The organism is Longimicrobium sp., assembly GCA_036389795.1.
Classification (GTDB): Bacteria; Gemmatimonadota; Gemmatimonadetes; order Longimicrobiales; family Longimicrobiaceae; genus Longimicrobium.
This window is the reverse complement of sequence record DASVWD010000140.1, coordinates 83088-100885: the sequence shown is the minus strand read 5'-3', so window position 1 is coordinate 100885 and position 17798 is coordinate 83088. Positions and strand designations below refer to the sequence as shown.

Genomic DNA, 17798 nt, shown 5'->3' with positions numbered 1-17798 from the left:
AGGATCTCTCTGTTCCTCTGTTTCTCTGTGTGAGACTTTTCAGATCCGATACCTGAACGATACCGCCGGACGGGATCTCATGGCCGCCTTCACCTTCCAGCCGATGGACGAGGAGAGCGCCCGCGAGATCCTCGCCTGGCGCTACGCCGGCCTGTACGCGGTCTACGATCCCGGCACGGGAGATCCGGACGCAGCGCTGCGCACCTTCCTCGATCCCGCGAACGCGTACTTCGCCGTGCGGGATGGAGACGGCGCGCTCGTCGCCTACTGGTGCTTCGGGCCGGACGCGCGCGTTCCCGGCGGCGACTACGCGGGCGAGGCGCTGGACGTCGGCGGCGGCGTGCGCCCGGAGCTGACGGGGCGCGGGCGAGGACTCCCGTTGCTGGAAGCGGCGCTCGGCTTCGCCCGTGAGCGGTTCCACCCGCCCGCCTTCCGCGTCACCGTCGCCGAATGGAACGCCCGTGCGCTCAGGGCTTGCGAGCGCGCGGGCTTCGTCGTGGAGCAGAGCTTCGCGAACCCGGAGGGGACGCGCTTCGCCGTGCTGCGGCGTCCGGGCTAGCCGTGCGAGACGGAGGTCACGGCGCGGACGGCGGCGCGGCGCGGAGCCGCTCGATGCGCTGGCGGACCGCCTGGACGGTGGCGGCGTCCTTCCGGGGGGCGAGCTGGGCGTAGCGCTCGTAGGCCTCCAGCGCCTCCGCCGTCTTCCCCGCGGTCTCGCAGGCGCGGCCGAGCTCCAGGCGCGCGTCGGCCCAGTACGGCTCCCGGGCGACGGCGCGCCCCAGGTGCTCGATGGCCTCCTCGACGGCGCCGGCGCGCAGGAGGGCGTCGCCGAACTCGTACTCCAGCAGCGGGTGCTCGCCGCCGAGCGCCACCGCCTGCCGGTACTCCTCCACCGCCTCGGCGGCCTTCCCCTCCGCCTGCGCGATGGAGGCGAGGCCGCGGTGCCCCAGGTGCCCGCCCGCGTTCTCGAGCACCGCGCGCTCCATGGCGGCGCGCGCCTCGGGCCAGCGCCGCCGCGCCATGTGCAGCAGCCCCAGCGCGTACTCCAGCGTCTCCTTCGACTGGTAGACCACCACCACGCGCGCCTCGTCGCGCCGGCGCAGCTCGTCGAGCATCGCCTGGATCTGCACCGCGGCGCTGTCCATCTCCCCCATCACCACCAGCACCGTCGCCAGGGAGTAGCGGCGGCGATAGTTGGAGCGGGGGTTCGACTCGATCGCCGCGCGGAAGTGGCGCGCCGCCTGCCCCAGGTTGCCGCGGGCGAAGTGCAGCCACCCCTGCGTGGTCCGGTCCTGCCCCCAGTACCCGGGAAGCTGGTCGAGCAGCAGCACGTCGAGGGTGGGCGCGACGAACGGGTTGCGCAGGAGCGACTCGACCATGAGCGAGTCCGCGCGCAGCGCGGCCGGGCTCCGCAGCGCGCGCTCGTCGTCCGCCAGGTAGCGCTCCCAGAGCGTGAGGTCCTGCATGAACACGGCGGCGCGCATCCCGTAGAGCGGCTCCGCGCGCTGCGGCTCCAGGCGCGCGGCCCAGTAGAACGCCGCCCCGGCGTCCCTCCCCAGCTTCGCGTTGAGCTTGACGACGCCCAAGTCGTAGTAGGCTTCCCAGTCGTTCGGGTCGGCGCCCCGCGGCAGCTCGGGGCGCTCGGGGGCGTTCTGCGCGGCGGCCGGCGCGGCGAGCGCCACCGCGACGGCGACGGAGGCGAAGAATCGGCGGAGCATCGGAAGTGGAGTTCGAAGGGAAAACGAGGAATGACGGGATACACACGATACCGCGGGAAGGCCGTCCGGCGCAAGCCCCTCAACTCGTTGGCGGGATTAACGATGCTCGAAGCGGCTGGTGAGCAGCTCGATCCACTCCTGCTCGCACGCCTCGCGCGCCACGGCCAGCCCGTCGCGGTAGTGCGAGCCGGCGCGGATCGGGTCCTCGCCCAGGTAGGCGATCTCGCCCAGCACGTAGTGACACTGGATCTGCCGCAGCCGGTCGCCGTGGCGCGCGAAGCCGCGGACCGCCTCGCCCAGGCGGGTGCGCGCCTCGGCCCGCCGGCCGCGCGCCAGGTAGACCAGCGCCACGCCCAGCCCGGCCAGCGCCATCCAGTGCTCCCGCTTCTCGCGCCGCGCCAGGCGCAGCGCCCTCACCGCCTCGTCCTCCGCCCCCGCCGCGTCGTCCAGCAGGAGCAGCGCCTGCGCGCGGTCGATCCCCAGCAGCAGCCGGCCGTAGAGCGCCTCCGGCGGCAGCTCCGCGGCCGCCAGGTCGAAGCGCCGCAGCGCCCCGGCGCCGTCGCCCGCGAGCCCGGCCTCGACCCCCGCCTCGATTTCCGCGGCGAAGCGGTGCCACGCCTTCGTCGCGGGCACCTCGTCGTACGACTCCCACCCCTCGGCGCGGACGTAGCCGCCGGGCGGAGGAAGCTCCAGCAGGATCTCGATCATCGGCTCCGATGGGGGAGCGAAGCGGAGCGCGGCGGCCGGTGGGGCCGCCGCGCTCGCCGGCGTCAGGTGGTGCGCCGCGGGTCGTCGACGCCCCGCAGGCGGTTCCAGGTCTGGTACGGCACCCGGTCCTTGGCCACGTACACGTTCTCCGGTCCCGCCGCCATGTCGCCCGTGGCGGTCAGCTCGCCGCGCTCGGGGTGCGCCAGGTCCAGGTAGGTGGCGCCCTGCTGCAGGCGCGTGCCCTCCTCCAGGATCGGCACCTGCTTCAGCTCGTCGTCGGGGAGCCCGGAGAGCGAGCGGTGCACCGACTTCACGTCGAACGCCGTGCGCAGCCCCACCTCCCGGTCGCCCGACGGGTTGCCGACGTTCTGCCCGGCCATGTGGTCGGGGCTCAGGTCGCGCTGGTACTCGGGCGGGTGCTTGGCCTCGGTCTGCGGCTTGTGGTCCATCGCATCCTCCTGTCTCTCTCTCGTCGTCCGCGAGGGGGAGGAACCGCCGCGCAAGTTGTGTGCTCCCGGTCAGAAAAACGAAGCGGGCGTCGAGAGCGACACCCGCTCATTCCCACAGCTATTCGAAGGGAATTGTATGCTCCCGGAGCCACTCCACGAGTTGATCTTCCGAGCGCTCTCCGGCCGCGACTTCCAGCATGGCCATCACGGTCTCGGGCTCGGCCACCTCGATTTCGAGTCCATTGAGGCCCAGGAACACATACATCGCCATGTATGCGACACGCTTGTTCCCGTCAATGTAGCCGTGATTCTTGGCGAGCCCGTATCCGTACGCTGCTGCAAGTGAATGAAGATCCGCCTCAGGATCGTACTGCCAGCGGTTTCGTGGGCGCTCCAGTGCGGACTCGATCAGACCATCATCACGCGCCCCGTGGCTTCCTCCGTGCTCTTCGATCTGATTCGCATGGATTTGATCGACGAGTTCGCGGCTCAGCCAGACCGGCTCGGCAGCCATTCCTATTTCGCGAGTTCCCGAAGCGCGTTGCGGTACTTCCTCGCACCGCGCTCGTAGATCTTCATCGCCTTCTCGAACGTGGGATCGTAGGGAGTCAGGAGAATGCCGTCCTCCCGCTCGACGACGAACAGCTTATCGCCCTCGCCCACGTTCAACCGCTCAGTCACTTCCTTCGGGAGCGTGCCGCCCAAGGAGCCCCCGATCCGCCGCAGAGTCATGGTCCTGTACATCTCGGCCTCCAGGTTTGCGTCCGCACTGGAGTATAACAAAAATTATACCGGCGGGCCAGGGCTACGAAAGGAAGACGTCAAAGACGAGCAGCGCGCCGATCGCGGACATCACCGCGCCGCCGATGGCGTAGCTGCGGGGCGTGGCGCCGGTCGCGACGAGCCGGTCCGCCGAGCGGGGGAAGAGGAGGTAGGCGGTGGCCTTGAGCGTCATCCCCCAGCCGGCCAGGGTGATCAGCGTCCGCGGCCCGGGGACCCAGACGTTGTGGCCGACGACGATCAGCAGGCCCGCCGGCAGGGTGAGGGTGCCGATGAGGAAGGCGGCGTGCCGGCTCCGGAGGACCTCGGCGAAGAAGTCCGCCCAGAGCCGCGGGCGCGCCAGGTGGGAGAGCCCGATCACCAGGAAGCCGGCGGAGTAGACCTTCGCGATCAATTCTGCGGCCATGGCTCCAGAGCGGGCGGACCCGCCGTCGTCGTTTCGAAAGCCGATCTACGCCGCCACCATCTCGCGGGCGACGGAGCGGCCGCGGTCGGTGAGCGCCAGGCGGTCGCCGTTCACGCGCGCCACCAGGCCGGCGCCCTGCGCGCGGCGCACCACCGCGCGCGCGAAGCCGGGCTCCCAGCGCAGGTGCTCGTGCAGGTGCGTCTCCCGGTTCTCCGTCGCGGCCGCGGGCGACGCCTCGTGGTTCAGCAGGTGGATCGCCAGCATGGCCTGCGCGAACTCCCAGCGCTGGCGCGCCCGCCGCCGGGCCAGCGCCACCGCCCCGCGCTCCGGCGCGAAGAGGAACACCAGCCCGAACGCCACCCCCGTCATCGTCGCCATCGACCCCGCGATGGAGACGTCGAGCAGGTACGACATCCAGTACCCCGCCAGCGCGCTCGCCACCCCGATCGCCACGCTCAGCCCGATCATCCGCGGCAGCCGGTCCGTCAGCAGGTACGCCGCCGACGGCGGGGCGATCATCAGCGCCACCACCAGCACCGAGCCCACGGCGTCGAAGGCGCCCACGGCCGTCACCGACACCAGCGTCATGAAGGCGTAGTGCACCACCGCCGGCGCGAAGCCCAGCGCCCCGGCCAGCGCCGCGTCGAAGGTGGTGAGCTTGAGCTCCTTGTAGAACGCCAGGATGAAGGCCACGTTCAGCGCCAGGATCCCGATCATCACCCAGAGAGTCCGCGGCCCCAGGTCCACCCCGCCGACGACCAGGCGGTTGAACGGCGCGAACGCCAGCTCGCCCAGCAGCACCGCGTCCACGTCCAGGTGCACGTTCCCCGCGAAGCGCGAGATCAGGATCACCCCCATGCTGAACAGCGCGGGGAACACCAGCCCGATCGCCGCGTCCTCCTTCACCCGGCGGGTGCGGTGCAGCGCCTCCACCAGCGACACGGTGAGCACCCCCGTGGCCGCCGCGGCCGCGATCAGGAGCGGCGAGGCGATGTTCTCGGTGACGAAGAACGCCAGCACGATCCCCAGCAGGATGGCGTGGCTGATGGCGTCGCTCATGAGCGCCATCCGCCGGAGCACCAGGAACACGCCGGGGAGCGCGCAGGCGGCCGCCGTCACCGCCGCGATCCACTGGATCTCCTGTTCGGGCGCGAGCGCGATCACGGCTCCACCTCCCTCAGGCGGCCGCCGCGCCGCTCGGCCTGCGCCTGCCCGGCGGGGGTGATGGCCCACTCCCCCTCCGCCGTCTGCCGCGCCAGCCCGCGCGACTCCAGCGCCATCAGCTCGTGGTGCGCACCCGGGTGCATCGCCTCCAGCGCCGCCGTGGCGTGGCCGTGCGCCTGCCCCGGGTGCTGGCGCGCCAGCGCCGCCAGGTCGCCGAGCACGGCCTCCATGTGCAGCCGCCGCCGGTTGCGCTGCTGCCGCACCCACTCCCACGCCAGCCCCCGGTTCGGCGCGAAGGCGATCGACGCCGCCACCAGCACGCTCAGGCAGAGCACGATGGTGGGCCCGGTGGGCACGTGCTGCCCCAGGCTGCTCACCACCGCGCCCGAGACCCCGGCCAGCGCCCCGAAGCCCCCGGCCAGGAACACCATCCGCCCGGTGCGGTCGGTCCACTGCCGCGCGGCCGACGCCGGCGCCACCACCATCGCGCTCATCAGCACCACGCCCACCGTCTGCAGCCCGATCACGATCGAGAGGACGAGCACCGAGGTGAGCAGCACGTCCATCGCCCGCATCGGGAAGCCCAGGCTCGAGCCGAAGTCGGGGTCGAAGGCCAGCAGCTTGAACTCCTTCCAGAAGAGCGCCGCCACCAGGAGCGCCACCGCGCCCAGCGAGGCGATCAGGATCACGTCGCGGTGCAGCAGCGTGGCCGCCTGGCCGAAGAGGAAGCGGTCGAGCCCCGCCTGGCTGGCGTCGGGGCGCTTCTGGATGTAGGTGAGCAGCACCAGCCCCAGCCCGAAGAACACCGAGAGCACGATCCCCAGCGCGCTGTCCTCCTTCACCCGCGTGGTGCCCACGATGCGCATCACGATCAGCGTCCCCAGCCACCCCGCGGCGGCCGCGCCCAGCACTAGCACCAGCGACGCCTTGCTCCCGGTGAGGAGGAAGGCCAGCGCGATCCCGGGGAGCGCCGCGTGGCTGATGGCGTCGCCCAGCAGGCTCTGCTTGCGCAGCACCGCGAACGAGCCCAGCGAGCCGCTCACCGCGCCCAGCGCCGCCGCGCCGAGCGCCACCGTGCGCAGCGTGTAGTCGCCGAAGAGGTCGGGGAGCGCCATCATCGCCCCGCCGCCGCGAACAATTCCAGGAACATAGTCTCGCCTCCACCGGGAGGATTGGTATCGGTCAATTGGGTACGAACGCACTTCGCACTTCGCACTCAGGACTTCGCACTGCAGTCTGGGCGTGTCCCTCCGCTGCGCTCCGGGCCGGGCTGCGCGCGCGGTAGGGCACGATACGACTGTGCCCAACCGCGCCGGGCCACGTTCGCGCCAAACCCCCGGCGCGCCCGTGTCCCGGCCCTCCGGGCGCGCATCCCTCACGCGGGTCTATCGTCGGGTTTGAAGCCTCGCGGGGTTTGCGAGGCTTTCTGCTGTCGTTGCCGCGGCTTCAGCCGCCCCGGACCACCCCCACCAGCCCGACAGCCCTAGCTGAACGCCGCCCGCCCGATCGGCCGCGGCTCGGCGTGCCCCGCCGAGAGCGCCGACATCACCCCGCCGCCGCGGCGCTGGAGAAAGGGCGTGCGCCCCCCGTAGGTGAGCCGCAGGTTCTCCTCGGTGAACACCTCGTCCACCCGCCCCGAGGCGATGCGGCGCACGTTCAGCAGCAGCACCTGGTCGAAGTACTCGGGCACCGTCTCCAGGTCGTGGTGCACGCAGACGACCGTCTTTCCCTGGCGGCGCAGCTCCTGGAGCACGCCCACGATGGCGCGCTCCGTCTTGGCGTCGACCCCCTGGAACGGCTCGTCCATCAGGTACAGCTGCGCGCTCTGCACCAGGGCGCGCGCCAGGAACACCCGCTGCTGCTGCCCGCCCGAGAGCTGCGAGATCTGCCGCTCCGCGAACTCCTGCATCCCCACCTGCTCCAGCGCCCGGCACGCCGCCTCGCGCTGCTGCCGCCCCGGGCGCCGGAGCCACCCCAGCGCGCCGTAGCACCCCATCATCACCACGTCCAGCACGCTGGTGGGGAAGTCCCAGTCCACGCTCCCGCGCTGGGGGACGTACGCCACCAGCCGGCGCTGCTCCGCGTACGGCCGGCCGAAGAAGAGCACCTGCCCGGCCGCCGCGCGGACGAGCCCCAGCATGGCCTTGATCAGGGTGGACTTCCCCGCGCCGTTGGGGCCCACGATGGCCATCAGCACCCCGGCGGGCACCTCCAGGTCCACGTCCCACAGCACCGGCTTCTCGCGGTAGGCCACGGTGAGGTCGTTCACCTCGATGGCGGGTGCGGAAATGGCGTTCATACCGTTCCTCAGCGGGAGTCAGGGTCGCGCAGCAGCGCGCCCACGATGGTGTCGATGTTGTGGCGGACCATCCCCACGTAGCTTCCCTCCGGCGTCCCCGGGCTGCCCATGGCGTCGGAGAAGAGCGAGCCCCCCATCCCCACCCGGTAGCCGCGGGCCGTCACCGCCTCGCGCACCGCCTCGATGGTGCGCGAGGGGACCGACGACTCCACGAAGACCGCGGGGATCTTCCGCGTGGCGATGAAGCGCGCCAGGTCCTGCACGTCGGCGGTGCCGGCCTCGGCCGCGGTGCTGATCCCCTGCAGGCCGCGCACCTGGAAGCCGTACGCCCGCCCGAAGTAGTTGAAGGCGTCGTGCGCCGTGATCAGCACCCGCTTGTTGTCGGGCACGCGCGCCGCCTGGGCGCGCACGTACCGGTCCAGCGCATCCAGCTCGGCGCGGTAGCGGGCGGCGTTGGCGCGGTAGTCGCCGGCGTTGGCGGGGTCCATCGCCGCCAGCGTCTCTTCCACGCGGTCGATGGTCATCATCCAGAGACGCACGTCGAACCACACGTGCGGGTCGTAGGCGCCCTTGAACTCGGGCGGCGCCAGCAGGCTGTCCTTGGGGATCGCGCCGGTGACGGCTACGGTGCGGGTGCGCTCGCCCATCTCCTCCAGCACCTCGGCCATCCTGGCCTCCAGGTGCAGCCCGCCGTAGAAGATCACGTCCGCCCGGTACAGCTTGCGGACGTCGCCCTCGCTGGCCTTGTAGAGGTGCGGGTCCACCCCCGGCCCCATCAGCCCGGTCACCACCACGTGGTCGCCGCCCACGTTCTCCACCAGGTCCTTGATCATCCCGATGGTGGCGACCACGTGCAGGCGCCCCTGCGTCTCCGTGGGCTCCGGCGGCGCGCACGCGGCCAGGGCGCCCGCCACCGCGAGCGCCGCCAGCGCGTTCTTCGCCGCCTCCTTCCACCTCCCGGCTCTATCCAGCATCGTCCACACTGGCCGAATTCGAATTTTAAATGGCTTTAAAATCTTCTAACAGGATATTTACACCGCCCGGTCCTGTCAAGCGCCGACACCGAAAGTCGTTGCCACGTCGGACGGTGCCGATCTGGAACGGGCTCCGCCTGGGACTCACACAGAGACACAGAGGAACAGAGAACAGCCTGAAGGACGCTTGTTGTTCTCTGTGTCTCTGTGTCTCTGTGTGAGAAATGCAGTTCATCTTGAACACAGGACCGCCCGGCGCCTGCCGACGGCGCCGGGCGGTCCCGGTCCTTTCGCGTCTCCCGCGCTCCTACTGTTCGAGGGCGGAGCGCTGCAGGTTGATGGTCCAGATCCACTCGCGCTTGCTCTTGCGGATCGGGATGAACATCTCCTGCCCCTCGCCGATGCGGATGCGCACGTAGCGGAAGCGCGAGGGGACGGTGATCTCGTAGTCGGCGCGCGAGTCGCCGCGGTTGCGCACCGCGAGCCCCTCGGGCGTGGGGACCAGCGCCTCGCCCGCGAGGTGCGCCACCACCTGCGCGCTGGCCGCCGGCACGTCGCGGATCCACACCGTGGCCGAGCCGGCCCGCTGGATGTTGTCGAAGTAGAGCGCCACGTCGGGCCCCTCGGGCTCGAAGCGCAGCGGCGGCGACATCCCCGGCGGCGGCGGCGCGAGCGCCGCCACCGGCGGGCGCGGGTCGGTGGGGCTGGCCTGGCGGCCGGCGGCCGAGGGCGCCTCGAAGTCGGCCACGCCGCGGCGCTGCAGCCGCGCGTCCGCGGCGAGCCGCTCGTCCTCGCCCAGCCACTCCAGCACCCTGGCCACCGCGGGCGGCGGGGCGTCGCCCGCCAGGCGCACGATGGCCCCGGCCAGCCACGCCCGCCCCGTCCCCGTCCCCAGGGCGAAGCCCACCGTCAGCAGGATCATGGCCGCCGCGCGCATCCAGCCGCTCCCCAGCGGGCCGGTGGCCGAGCTGCGGAAGCGGGCGCGCTCCACCGCGGCCAGGGCCACGGCGCGCTTGTTGGGGTCCGGCAGCTCCACCCCCAGGTCGGCCAGCCACCCGCTCACCGCGGTGGAGCGCCGCCTGAGCTCCTCGAAGCGCGCGGCGCACTCGGCGCAGGTGCGCAGGTGCACCCCCGTCAGGCGCTGCTCCTCGCGGGGGAGCTGGTGGTCCATGTATCGAATCAGGTCCTCGTCACCCGGGTGGCGAGGCCCAGCCAGCAGTCTCATTTCAGGCTCTCCGACGTTGGCGCGAGCTCGGCCGAAAGCTTGGCCAGCGCCCGCGCGATCATGGTGCCCACCGAGCCCGTCGTGGTGCCGACGGCGTCGGCGATCTCGTGGTGGGCGAATCCCTCCTCCCGCATCAGGAGCACGGTCCTCTCCTTCCAGCTCAGGCGGTCCAGCGCCGTGCGCACCATCTGCCGCCGCTCGGAGCGCTCCACCTCCTGGTCGGGCCCCGGGCCCACGTCGCCCATGGGCGCGCGGTCCGGCGACCCCATCAGCAGGGTCAGCCAGCGCGCGCGGGCGCGGGCCGTGTCGCGCACCACGTTGGTGGCGACCGCGAACAGCCAGGCCCGCACGTGGCGGTCCTGGGGCGGCCGCTCGACGAGCCTCACGAACGCTTCCTGCGCAGCGTCCGCCGCCAGGTCCGGGTCGCCGGTCAGGCGCACCAGGTAGCGGTAGAGCCCGTCGTAGTGCTGCAGGAAGAGCTGGGTAACGTTCAAGCGCTCTTCCGAAGGCATGGAGGGTGGCAAGTTTCGAGCGTCGGGTTGGCCGGGCGCTCCGGAGCCGCTGTGGAACGGACCGGGCCGCCGGTTTCTGACCGGCGCCGCCACAGACGGAGCGAGGGCTGGCAAAACGGGGACCGATGGGCGCACCGGGGCGCCCGAGCCCAAGTTACACCCGCGCCCCCCGCCGCGGAATGCTCGTTTCAACGAGGGACGGCCGAAGCTCTGTTCGTGCCTCCGCGTCGCCGCCGGCGAGCACGGCCGGACGTACGCGGCCTACGGCGCCTGGGGCTTGTCCGCGCGGCGGAGGTCGTTGACCAGGTTGTGGCTGCGGCGGGTGGTCTCGGGGATGCGGAAGCGGCTGAGCGAGAGGACGATGCCGACGGCGGTGTCCAGGTCCATCCGGTGGCCGCGGGAGACGTAGACGGGGTTGCAGCGGTCGCGGGTGCGCAGCGCCACCCCCACCACCTCGCCCCGGTCGACGATCTCCGCCGTGGCGCCGCGCCCGGGGGCCAGGGGGCCGTGCTCGCCCACGAACATCGTCTTCGCGCAGCCGATGGAGGGCAGGTCCAGCAGCACCCCGCCGTGGCACGCCAGCCCGAAGCGGCGCGGGTGCGCGTAGCCGTGCGCGTCGAAGACCACCACGTCGGGGCGCCGCTCGAGCCGCTCCCACGCGGCCGCCAGGGCGGGGAGCTCGCGGAAGGAGAGGTAGCCGGGGACGTACGGGAAGCCGAGGTCCACCACGGCGGACGCCTCCTCCACCGTCTCCAGCGTCGCCAGGTCCACCGTGACCACCCCCGCGTACCCGCGCCGGCTGAATTTCTCTGCCGAGACGTCCGCCCCCGCCACCAGCCGCGGCGCGAACCCCGGCGGTGGGGTGGGCACCAGCCGCTCCCTGAGCGAGAGCTGGACCTCGCGCGCCTGCGCGACGGTCAGGTTCCACGGGTGGAGGGGGAGGAACATCGGTCAGTGCGAAGTGTGGGGTGCGAAGTGCGAAGTGCGCGACCGGGAAGGTACGGCTTTCGTCGAGTGTTCGCATCGTTCGACTTCGAGGCGGAAACGAAGCGCGGGGCGGTCCTTTCGCGCGCTTGCGGTTTCGAAGGCGGGGGTTAACATGCGCGCGACTGGCCGATCATCCCACCGCATCCCTCCCGGAGACCCGAGACCATGCAGCGCACACGGTTCATCGAGCACCGCGGCAAGCGCATCCTCCTCTTCGACTACGCCGGCCTCCACGACACGGGCGAGACGCTGCGCGAGATCGAGAACTCCACCCGGGTGGTGGCCGCGCAGCCGCCCGGCTCGCTGCGCATCCTCACCAACGTGCGCGACGCGCGCTACGACGCCCGGGCCCTGCAGGCCATGAAGGAGATGGCCGCGCACAACGCCCCGTACGTCCGGGCGAGCGCCGTGGTGGGGATGGGCGGGCTGCACCGCATCGCCCTGCTGGCCGTGATCCTCTTCTCCCGGCGCAAGTTCCAGACGTTCGACGCCGAGCACGAGGCGCTGGACTGGCTGGCCGCGCAGGACTGACGGCACCTTATCCAGCCGCAACGCACGCAGGGGCTCCCGGTGTCGGGAGCCCCTGCGGCGCGTTCTGACGGCGAGGATGCGGCGCGCGTCAGGCCTCGCGCCCCTCCAGCCGGAAGCGCACGACCTGGGGCACGCCCTCGTCCGTCATAGTGACGCTGTAGACGTGGGCGCCGTGGACGAAGATCGGCATGAACTCCGGGATCTCCAGGGGGATCTGGAGGCGGCCCAGGTAGACTCCAGTGGGTTCGAAGACGTCGAACGCGGTGCCCTGCTGCCCGAGCGGGGCCGAGGGCCGCACCCACAGGTATCCCCTGTCGTCCACCTGGATGGAAACGAAGGCGGGCTTCTCCTTCGGCACCGCGGCGAGGTCGATCTTCCCGCCCCGCTGGACGAAATCCTGGTGCCGGACGGGGATCGAATCGAGCTCCGCCCGCTCGACCTTCACGGGCGTGTACGGCCGCTCGGCTATCCGGAGCAGGCGGCCGTCCGCATCGCGCTGCTCGAGACGGTACCGCTCGCTTCCCCCGGACCAGACCCGGCCGTCGGGCGCGAGCGCCCATTCCACCCGCGGGGCGAAGGGGACGGGGATGGCGTTGCTGAGCCTCCTCCTGTCGTCCCGCACCTCGAACATCTGCTCCCGCCGGTGCGGCAGCGCGAACGCCTCCGCACGCGAGACCGAGGGATCGTAGCGGAGAAGAACCGCCACCTGCTGGCCGTCCTGGTCGCTGCTGCGCGTGTCGTACAGCCGGCCGGACTGGTCGACCACGCCCGGCCACGGCATCTGGAGGGTGTTGTTGTGGCGCAGGTACGAGCGGCGGAACGTGCCCGTGGTGTCGAAGACCGAGTACCGCGCATTGGCGAAGTCGGCCACCCACAGCTCGCCCTTCGGTCCCCAGGTCATCCCGAGCGGCTGGCGGAGCTCGCCCGGCCCGGCGCCCTGGCGGCCGAAGCTCCGCACGTGCCGCCCCGCCGCGTTGAAGACGCGGATCTCCATCGCCTGCCCGTCGAGGACGTAGATCCGCCCGGCACCGTCCTCTTCGACGTCCATGGGCATGGCCAGCATGTCGGGCCCGCCCCCATCCGCGCTGCCGATGCGCAGGTCTTCGACCGCCCGCCAGGCGGTGGATTCGGTCCACGCGCCGCGCTCGGGGTTCGTGACCTGGACCACGCCGTTCGCCAGCGTGTCGATCGTCACCCGGTCGGGCCCGTTCGCGGAGGCGGTGCCGCAGGCGGCAAGGAGGCAGAGCGAGCCGGCCCACGTGGCCGGTCGAAAAGCGCCGAATCGCATCGTCGTAACGTGGTTGGGAAGCGGGATCATGGAAGTCAGCCCTCGGGCGCGGGCCTGAGGGCCTGGCAGGTGCACTTCGCCGTCTGCAGGCCCCAGAACGTGCAGGTGCAGTTGCAGGTCTCCCCCACCTCGGGGTTGCCGGAGCAGGTGCTCTTGTCGGGGCAGGTAACCGTGCACCCGCCGAGCGCGGCATAGGCGTCCGGCACCAGCCGGGTGGAGCCGAGCAGCGCCGCCGAAAGCGCTACGAGCGCCAGCGCGGCATTCAGCAGGTATCGTCTCGTCGTCATCGTCCTGGTCACCCCGTGGTGAGCGGCTTGAGCTGGGTGCAGGTGCACTCGGCGGAGCCGTGGCCCCACAGGGCGCAGGTGCAGGTGCACTTCTCGAGCGTGCCGGGATCTTTCGAGCAGGTGGTGCCGTCGGCGCAGCGCACGGAGCAGCCGCCCAGGTCGGCGTACGCGCCCGGCACCAGGCGCGGGGAGGCGAGCGCCACGGCCGCGGCGGCCAGCAGCGCGGCGGCGGTCTGCAGCAGTCGGGTTCGGATCATCGTCGGCTCGGCGGTTTCGCGTCGAGGCCGGTCCTCCGCCACGGGAGGATGCCGGCCGCAAGGGCGTCGGTCGAATGCGCGCCGGGGCGCCGCGGAACCGGCTCCGGGCTGGGAGGCACTCGGAGGGGAACGAGCCGGTCCGCGGACGTCCCGGGCGGAGCCTACGTTCCCGGCTGCGGCTCCGGCGCCGGCTGGAGCTGGTGCGTGCAGGTGCAGCTCGCCGAGCCGGTGAACCAGCTGCAGTTGCAGTTGCAGGTCTCGCCGGGCTCGGGGTCGGCGCTGCACGAGCCGTTGCGGCAGGTGGCCGAGCAGCCGCCGTAGGTGGCGTACGAGGTCCCGGCGAACGGCGGGGACAGCAGCAGGGCGGCCGCCAGCAGCACGGCCGCGATCGCGCACTTCAAGAGCAGGTTGCGCATGGTCGATGGGGGTGTGTCGTGGAGGATGAACTGCGTTCGGTGGTCGTGCATCCTGCCGCGGCCTCCCAGCCGGGTCCCTGGCTTTCCTGGCATCTACCGTCTACCGCCCGTCAGGGCCGCGCGCCCACGAACCGGAGGACGCTCCTGCGCGCCGCCGGGGTGAGGAGGCCCACGTACGTCCGCTCCACCACCCCGTCGCGCACCAGCAGGGTCGACGGCGTGGCGTCCACCCGCAGGGCCTGGTGCACCGCCCGCCGGTCGGCGGCGGCCACCGCCACGCGGCGGTCGAGCCCGGCCCAGTAGCCGGGCGGCGCGGGCCGGTCGCCGGGCCCGACGGCGTAGAAGCGCACCGCCGGGTCCGCCGCGCGGACCGCGTCCACCCAGTTCCACATGTTGTCGGCGCACGCGGCGCAGTCGGCGGCGTACACCAGCACCACCGCGCGCCCCGGGGCCGGGAGCGTGGCGAGCGCGGGGTGGAAGGCCGCCGCCCGGAAGCCGCGCGCCCCCTCGGCCGCCACGGTCTCGGTGAGCGCGGGCGCCCCGGCGAAGCTCCGCACCGCGGCGGCCGTCCGCGCGCCGAAGAGCAGGACGCCCGCGCCCGCCGCCGCCAGGAGCGCCCGCCACGCGTGCCGCGTCACGGCGCCACCTCGCCGCCGAGGAGCCGCGCCACCGCGGCCAGCTCGGCCGCGGAGGGGATGTCGCGCCGGCTGTAGCGCGCCCGCCAGCCTTCGTCCAGCAGCACCCAGCGGGCGCCGGCGAGCTGGGCGCGCAGGGCGCTCGCGGCCGGCGCGGCGGGGCGGGCCAGCCGCGCGCCCGCCGCCCGGGCGGTGCAGGGATCGACGTCGGCCCCGAGCGCCACCCAGCGCAGCTCCAGCCCGGGCGGCGGCGAGGACCCGGCGGCGGCCAGGCGGCAGAGGAGGGCCCGTTCTCCGGGAGCGGCGGAGTCCGCCCGCACCAGCACCAGCGCCCGCCCCGGCGCCGGCCGGCCCAGCCCCCGCGCCCCGCCGACCACGGCCAGGTACGGCAGCGGCGCCTTCGCGCGCCAGGTGGCCAGGCCCATGAAGTGCCGCCTGCGGAGCGCGGCGTGGCTCTCGGCCGCGGTGGACACCATCCACGCGCACGCCAGCAGGAGGGTGAACAGCACGGCCAGGAACTTCTCGCGCGGCCAGGCGGACGGGTCGACGCGGCGCGCGCGGCGGGGGGATCGGCTCACGGGCGGGTCGGATGGACGGGGAACGGAAGCGGCCCGGCGCCGGCGCGGCCGCCGGACACGATGATGATCCCCCCGGAGAGCAGGGGAGCGCCGCGCACGGCACCATGGCGGCGGCAGGGCACGTGAGGGCGCGTCCGGAGCGAGCGGGGCATCGGCATTTCAGGAGGTTGGGCCGACGCGCCGGAGTGCTTGCGCGCCGGGTTGGGCTCAAGGGTGCTACGGATGTTGCGACCTAAATTAGGCGCAAATCGGGTGCGGCGCAATACGTGTCTGATAAGGTGAGCTGGCGCGAGCCGGAATCACTTTGTTCACATCGGCTTACGCAGACGTGCCGGCGTTCCTCGCGTGCGGTCATTTTCTGCCTGCAACCCGAGTGGCTGCGCGCCAGGGCGTGTTCGGCCCGGCGGCGGGCGCGGCATTCGCGCGCCCGGAGCGCGGCGGCTTGCGCGGGGTACGACGGCCGCCTCAGTTACCCTTTCACCGTCTCGTCCGCCGCTCGCACGGGAGAACCGACATGAAGAAGATCACGGTGCTGGTCCCGGCGCTCCTGGCCGTGCTGCTCGCCGCGGGGCCGGCCGCAGCCCAGCCGGCGCCCGTCTCGCCCACCCACCGTGCGGCGGCGCTGGAGCTGCTGGAGGCGATGCGCGTCTCCGAGGCGCTCCAGCTCTCCATCGAGACCGTGCTCCAGGCGCAGATGCAGAGCAACCCCGAGCTGCAGGCGGTGGAGAGCGTGATGCGCGACTTCTTCGTGCGCTACATGTCGTGGGACAACCTCAAAGCCGGGTACGCGGACATCTACAGCCGCGCCTTCACCGAGCCCGAGCTTCGGGAGATGATCGCCTTCTACCGCACTCCCACCGGGCAGAAGCTGGCGCGCGCCACGCCGCAGCTCATGCGCGAGGGCTCGGAGCTGGGCCAGCGCGCGGTGCAGGAGCACATGGGAGAGCTGCAGGAGGCGGTGCTCCGGCAGCTCTCCGGCCCGCCGGCTCCTCCGCCGCCCGCCCCCGCTCCCCCGCCCCCGAGGCCGTGAGCCGCACCTCGGCGGATACGCGAAGGGCACCCCTGGCCGGGGTGCCCTCTGGTTTTCCCGCCGCTTCGACGGGCATCTGCGCGGACGCGGGGAGCCCCCCTCTCCCCGGCCCTCTCCCCCGCTGCGCGGGAGAAAGGGTGCACATACCGCGGGAGCCGGCTTTCCGCGCGTACTCTCGTACTCTCGCACTCACGCACTCACGCACTCACGCACTTCCCCTCACCTCGGCGGGTCCGGCACCTTCGCGGAGGGGTTGTAGTGGCGGAAGACGGCCAGGCCGATGCGCGCCATCAGCAGGTTGGCGGGGTTGTCGACGGCGTACGAGTGGTCGCGGTTCTCGCGCGTCATCACGCAGAGGGCCACGGGGGCGTCGGGGCCGTAGAGGATGCCGCAGTCGCTCCTCGAGGCGTCCACCTCGCCGGTCTTGTGCGCGAAGGCGAGGTCTTCGGGGAGCCAGCGCGCCAGCTTGGCGAGGTCCTGGTTGGCGCGCAGCATCCGGATCGCCAGCGAGTCCAGCGCGGGCGAGACGGCGCGCCCCTGGTGCAGCAGCTCGAAGAGCCGCACGGTCTCGTCGGGGGTGGTGACGCCCAGGCCGTACTTGACCGACGAGTCCATGGCGATGGAGGTGGAGCGCAGGAAGGTCTTGGAGTGGATCTTGGTGTGCGGCAGCCCCAGCGCCTCCATTTTGTCCCACACCGTCCGCACGTTGATCTTGTCCAGGATCAGGTTGGTGGCGGTGTTGTCGGAGATGGTGATCATCAGCCACGCCAGGTCCTCCAGCGTCGGCTCCACCCCCGAGCCCACGTACTGCAGCACCCCCGAGCCCCCCACCCGGTCGCGCGCGATCATCGTCGTGCGCTCGTCCAGCCGGAGCGCGCCTTTTCGCGCCTCGTCGAGCAGCGCCACCAGCACGGCCACCTTGATCAGCGAGGCGGTGGGGAAGGTCTCGCCGCCGCGGATCGAGATCGCCTCGCCCGTCGCCAGGTTCTTGACGCTCACTCCCGCCACGCCCGGGTAGCCGCGCAGCAGCTCCTCCAGCGCGCGCCGCAGCGGGACGGTGTCGGCCGCGCCCGCGGACGGCGGCGCGGTCGCGGCGGGGCGCGCGGGGCGGGCGGCGCAGGCCAGGGTCAGCAGCGCGGCGAGGATCGGCGGCGCCAGCAGGCGCAGGAGGGTGGGTCGGGGCATCGGTGGGCCGGGCGGATGAGGGGAGGACGGTGGACGGCGGCAGTATGGCGCGCGGGCGGTGGCGTGTCCACACCCGAGCCTCTCCTGGCACCTGCCTGGGGAGGGCGGATGAATCCGCGGCAACCACGGCAGAAAGCCTCGCAAACCCCGCGAGGCTTCGAACAGCGACGGAACGACCGCGTGAGGGATGCGCGCCCGGAGGGCCGGGACGCGGGCGCGCCGTGGGGTTGGGCGCGACCGTGGCCCGGCGCGGTTGGGCACAGTCGTATCGTGCCCTACCGCGCGCGCAGCCCGGCCCGGAGCGTAGCGGAGGGACACGCCCAAACTGCTGTGCGAAGTGCGGGGGTGCGGACCCGAAGAAACGATTAG

General features: G+C 72.4%; 23 protein-coding genes. 3 read left to right on the top strand and 20 right to left on the bottom strand.

The features are described 5' to 3' along the window. The first annotated feature begins 79 nt into the window (after nt 1-79). The gene (locus VF746_19025; protein HEX8694524.1) at nt 80-559 is read left to right on the top strand and encodes a GNAT family protein; all 480 of its coding nucleotides are present in this window, start codon (nt 80-82) and stop codon (nt 557-559) included. 16 nt (nt 560-575) lie between these two features. Here the strand turns inward: VF746_19025 and VF746_19020 are convergent, their stop codons facing one another. The 13 genes from VF746_19020 to VF746_18960 form a co-directional block, all read right to left on the bottom strand. Beyond that, nucleotides 576-1718, bottom strand: coding sequence for a tetratricopeptide repeat protein (locus VF746_19020; protein ID HEX8694523.1), 1143 nt, complete (start codon nt 1716-1718; stop codon nt 576-578). Between the two features lie 96 nt (nt 1719-1814). Further along, the gene (locus tag VF746_19015) at nt 1815-2426 is read right to left on the bottom strand and encodes a hypothetical protein (GenBank protein HEX8694522.1); all 612 of its coding nucleotides are present in this window, start codon (nt 2424-2426) and stop codon (nt 1815-1817) included. A gap of 62 nt (nt 2427-2488) precedes the next feature. After that, nucleotides 2489-2875: a hypothetical protein gene (locus VF746_19010; GenBank protein HEX8694521.1), complete on the bottom strand. Its 387-nt coding sequence runs from the start codon at nt 2873-2875 to the stop codon at nt 2489-2491. A gap of 118 nt (nt 2876-2993) precedes the next feature. Continuing rightward, the gene (locus VF746_19005; protein HEX8694520.1) at nt 2994-3389 is read right to left on the bottom strand and encodes a type II toxin-antitoxin system death-on-curing family toxin; all 396 of its coding nucleotides are present in this window, start codon (nt 3387-3389) and stop codon (nt 2994-2996) included. 2 nt (nt 3390-3391) lie between these two features. Continuing rightward, on the bottom strand, nt 3392-3619 hold the full coding sequence (locus tag VF746_19000) for an AbrB/MazE/SpoVT family DNA-binding domain-containing protein (GenBank protein HEX8694519.1): 228 nt from the start codon (nt 3617-3619) through the stop codon (nt 3392-3394). Between the two features lie 61 nt (nt 3620-3680). Continuing rightward, nucleotides 3681-4061 (bottom strand): hypothetical protein, encoded by a 381-nt coding sequence (locus VF746_18995; GenBank protein HEX8694518.1) that lies wholly within the window; start codon nt 4059-4061, stop codon nt 3681-3683. A gap of 45 nt (nt 4062-4106) precedes the next feature. Continuing rightward, nucleotides 4107-5225: a metal ABC transporter permease gene (locus VF746_18990; protein HEX8694517.1), complete on the bottom strand. Its 1119-nt coding sequence runs from the start codon at nt 5223-5225 to the stop codon at nt 4107-4109. After that, complete coding sequence (locus VF746_18985) at nt 5222-6343, bottom strand: metal ABC transporter permease (GenBank protein HEX8694516.1); 1122 nt, start codon at nt 6341-6343, stop codon at nt 5222-5224. The genes VF746_18990 and VF746_18985 overlap by 4 nt, the downstream gene beginning before the upstream one ends. A 365-nt stretch (nt 6344-6708) precedes the next feature. Beyond that, on the bottom strand, nt 6709-7524 hold the full coding sequence (locus VF746_18980) for a metal ABC transporter ATP-binding protein (GenBank protein ID HEX8694515.1): 816 nt from the start codon (nt 7522-7524) through the stop codon (nt 6709-6711). Between the two features lie 8 nt (nt 7525-7532). Next, the gene (locus VF746_18975; protein HEX8694514.1) at nt 7533-8498 is read right to left on the bottom strand and encodes a zinc ABC transporter substrate-binding protein; all 966 of its coding nucleotides are present in this window, start codon (nt 8496-8498) and stop codon (nt 7533-7535) included. A 307-nt stretch (nt 8499-8805) separates the two neighbouring features. Further along, nucleotides 8806-9723 carry a hypothetical protein gene (locus VF746_18970; GenBank protein ID HEX8694513.1) on the bottom strand — a complete coding sequence of 306 codons (918 nt, stop codon included), beginning with the start codon at nt 9721-9723 and terminating at the stop codon, nt 8806-8808. Further along, a complete protein-coding gene (locus VF746_18965; protein ID HEX8694512.1) occupies nt 9720-10217 on the bottom strand; it encodes a sigma-70 family RNA polymerase sigma factor in 498 nt (165 codons plus the stop codon). Before VF746_18965 ends, VF746_18970 begins: the two co-directional genes overlap by 4 nt. Before the next feature lie 279 nt (nt 10218-10496). Beyond that, complete coding sequence (locus VF746_18960) at nt 10497-11183, bottom strand: endonuclease V (GenBank protein HEX8694511.1); 687 nt, start codon at nt 11181-11183, stop codon at nt 10497-10499. A gap of 204 nt (nt 11184-11387) precedes the next feature. On the opposite strand from VF746_18960, the gene VF746_18955 reads away from it, so the two are divergent. Beyond that, nucleotides 11388-11753 (top strand): hypothetical protein, encoded by a 366-nt coding sequence (locus VF746_18955; GenBank protein ID HEX8694510.1) that lies wholly within the window; start codon nt 11388-11390, stop codon nt 11751-11753. An 88-nt stretch (nt 11754-11841) separates the two neighbouring features. Here the strand turns inward: VF746_18955 and VF746_18950 are convergent, their stop codons facing one another. From VF746_18950 to VF746_18925, 6 genes are all read right to left on the bottom strand, one after another. Further along, complete coding sequence (locus tag VF746_18950) at nt 11842-13041, bottom strand: 6-bladed beta-propeller (protein ID HEX8694509.1); 1200 nt, start codon at nt 13039-13041, stop codon at nt 11842-11844. Nucleotides 13042-13076: 35 nt separating this feature from the next. After that, entirely contained in the window at nt 13077-13328 is a 252-nt protein-coding gene (locus VF746_18945; protein ID HEX8694508.1) for a hypothetical protein, read from the bottom strand. An 8-nt stretch (nt 13329-13336) separates the two neighbouring features. Continuing rightward, complete coding sequence (locus tag VF746_18940; protein HEX8694507.1) at nt 13337-13585, bottom strand: hypothetical protein; 249 nt, start codon at nt 13583-13585, stop codon at nt 13337-13339. A 161-nt stretch (nt 13586-13746) separates the two neighbouring features. Beyond that, nucleotides 13747-14052 carry a hypothetical protein gene (locus VF746_18935; protein ID HEX8694506.1) on the bottom strand — a complete coding sequence of 102 codons (306 nt, stop codon included), beginning with the start codon at nt 14050-14052 and terminating at the stop codon, nt 13747-13749. A 59-nt stretch (nt 14053-14111) separates the two neighbouring features. Further along, a complete protein-coding gene (locus VF746_18930) occupies nt 14112-14639 on the bottom strand; it encodes a hypothetical protein (GenBank protein HEX8694505.1) in 528 nt (175 codons plus the stop codon). Further along, nucleotides 14636-15214 carry a hypothetical protein gene (locus VF746_18925; GenBank protein ID HEX8694504.1) on the bottom strand — a complete coding sequence of 193 codons (579 nt, stop codon included), beginning with the start codon at nt 15212-15214 and terminating at the stop codon, nt 14636-14638. Before VF746_18925 ends, VF746_18930 begins: the two co-directional genes overlap by 4 nt. A 514-nt stretch (nt 15215-15728) precedes the next feature. Here VF746_18925 and VF746_18920 point away from each other — a divergent pair. Further along, nucleotides 15729-16244 (top strand): DUF2059 domain-containing protein, encoded by a 516-nt coding sequence (locus VF746_18920; GenBank protein HEX8694503.1) that lies wholly within the window; start codon nt 15729-15731, stop codon nt 16242-16244. A gap of 219 nt (nt 16245-16463) precedes the next feature. Here VF746_18920 and VF746_18915 read toward each other — a convergent pair whose 3' ends face one another. Further along, nucleotides 16464-17429 carry a serine hydrolase gene (locus VF746_18915; protein ID HEX8694502.1) on the bottom strand — a complete coding sequence of 322 codons (966 nt, stop codon included), beginning with the start codon at nt 17427-17429 and terminating at the stop codon, nt 16464-16466. Between the last annotated feature and the right edge of the window lie 369 nt (nt 17430-17798).

Coding starts and splice junctions, on each gene's coding strand:
- VF746_19025 (HEX8694524.1), top strand. CDS start 80: ATGGCCGCCTTCACCTTCCAGCCGATGGACGAGGAGAGCGCCCGCGAG.
- VF746_19020 (HEX8694523.1), bottom strand. CDS start 1,718: ATGCTCCGCCGATTCTTCGCCTCCGTCGCCGTCGCGGTGGCGCTCGCC.
- VF746_19015 (HEX8694522.1), bottom strand. CDS start 2,426: ATGATCGAGATCCTGCTGGAGCTTCCTCCGCCCGGCGGCTACGTCCGC.
- VF746_19010 (HEX8694521.1), bottom strand. CDS start 2,875: ATGGACCACAAGCCGCAGACCGAGGCCAAGCACCCGCCCGAGTACCAG.
- VF746_19005 (HEX8694520.1), bottom strand. CDS start 3,389: ATGGCTGCCGAGCCGGTCTGGCTGAGCCGCGAACTCGTCGATCAAATC.
- VF746_19000 (HEX8694519.1), bottom strand. CDS start 3,619: ATGTACAGGACCATGACTCTGCGGCGGATCGGGGGCTCCTTGGGCGGC.
- VF746_18995 (HEX8694518.1), bottom strand. CDS start 4,061: ATGGCCGCAGAATTGATCGCGAAGGTCTACTCCGCCGGCTTCCTGGTG.
- VF746_18985 (HEX8694516.1), bottom strand. CDS start 6,343: ATGATGGCGCTCCCCGACCTCTTCGGCGACTACACGCTGCGCACGGTG.
- VF746_18980 (HEX8694515.1), bottom strand. CDS start 7,524: ATGAACGCCATTTCCGCACCCGCCATCGAGGTGAACGACCTCACCGTG.
- VF746_18975 (HEX8694514.1), bottom strand. CDS start 8,498: ATGCTGGATAGAGCCGGGAGGTGGAAGGAGGCGGCGAAGAACGCGCTG.
- VF746_18970 (HEX8694513.1), bottom strand. CDS start 9,723: ATGAGACTGCTGGCTGGGCCTCGCCACCCGGGTGACGAGGACCTGATT.
- VF746_18960 (HEX8694511.1), bottom strand. CDS start 11,183: ATGTTCCTCCCCCTCCACCCGTGGAACCTGACCGTCGCGCAGGCGCGC.
- VF746_18955 (HEX8694510.1), top strand. CDS start 11,388: ATGCAGCGCACACGGTTCATCGAGCACCGCGGCAAGCGCATCCTCCTC.
- VF746_18950 (HEX8694509.1), bottom strand. CDS start 13,041: ATGCGATTCGGCGCTTTTCGACCGGCCACGTGGGCCGGCTCGCTCTGC.
- VF746_18945 (HEX8694508.1), bottom strand. CDS start 13,328: ATGACGACGAGACGATACCTGCTGAATGCCGCGCTGGCGCTCGTAGCG.
- VF746_18940 (HEX8694507.1), bottom strand. CDS start 13,585: ATGATCCGAACCCGACTGCTGCAGACCGCCGCCGCGCTGCTGGCCGCC.
- VF746_18935 (HEX8694506.1), bottom strand. CDS start 14,052: ATGCACGACCACCGAACGCAGTTCATCCTCCACGACACACCCCCATCG.
- VF746_18920 (HEX8694503.1), top strand. CDS start 15,729: ATGAAGAAGATCACGGTGCTGGTCCCGGCGCTCCTGGCCGTGCTGCTC.
- VF746_18915 (HEX8694502.1), bottom strand. CDS start 17,429: ATGCCCCGACCCACCCTCCTGCGCCTGCTGGCGCCGCCGATCCTCGCC.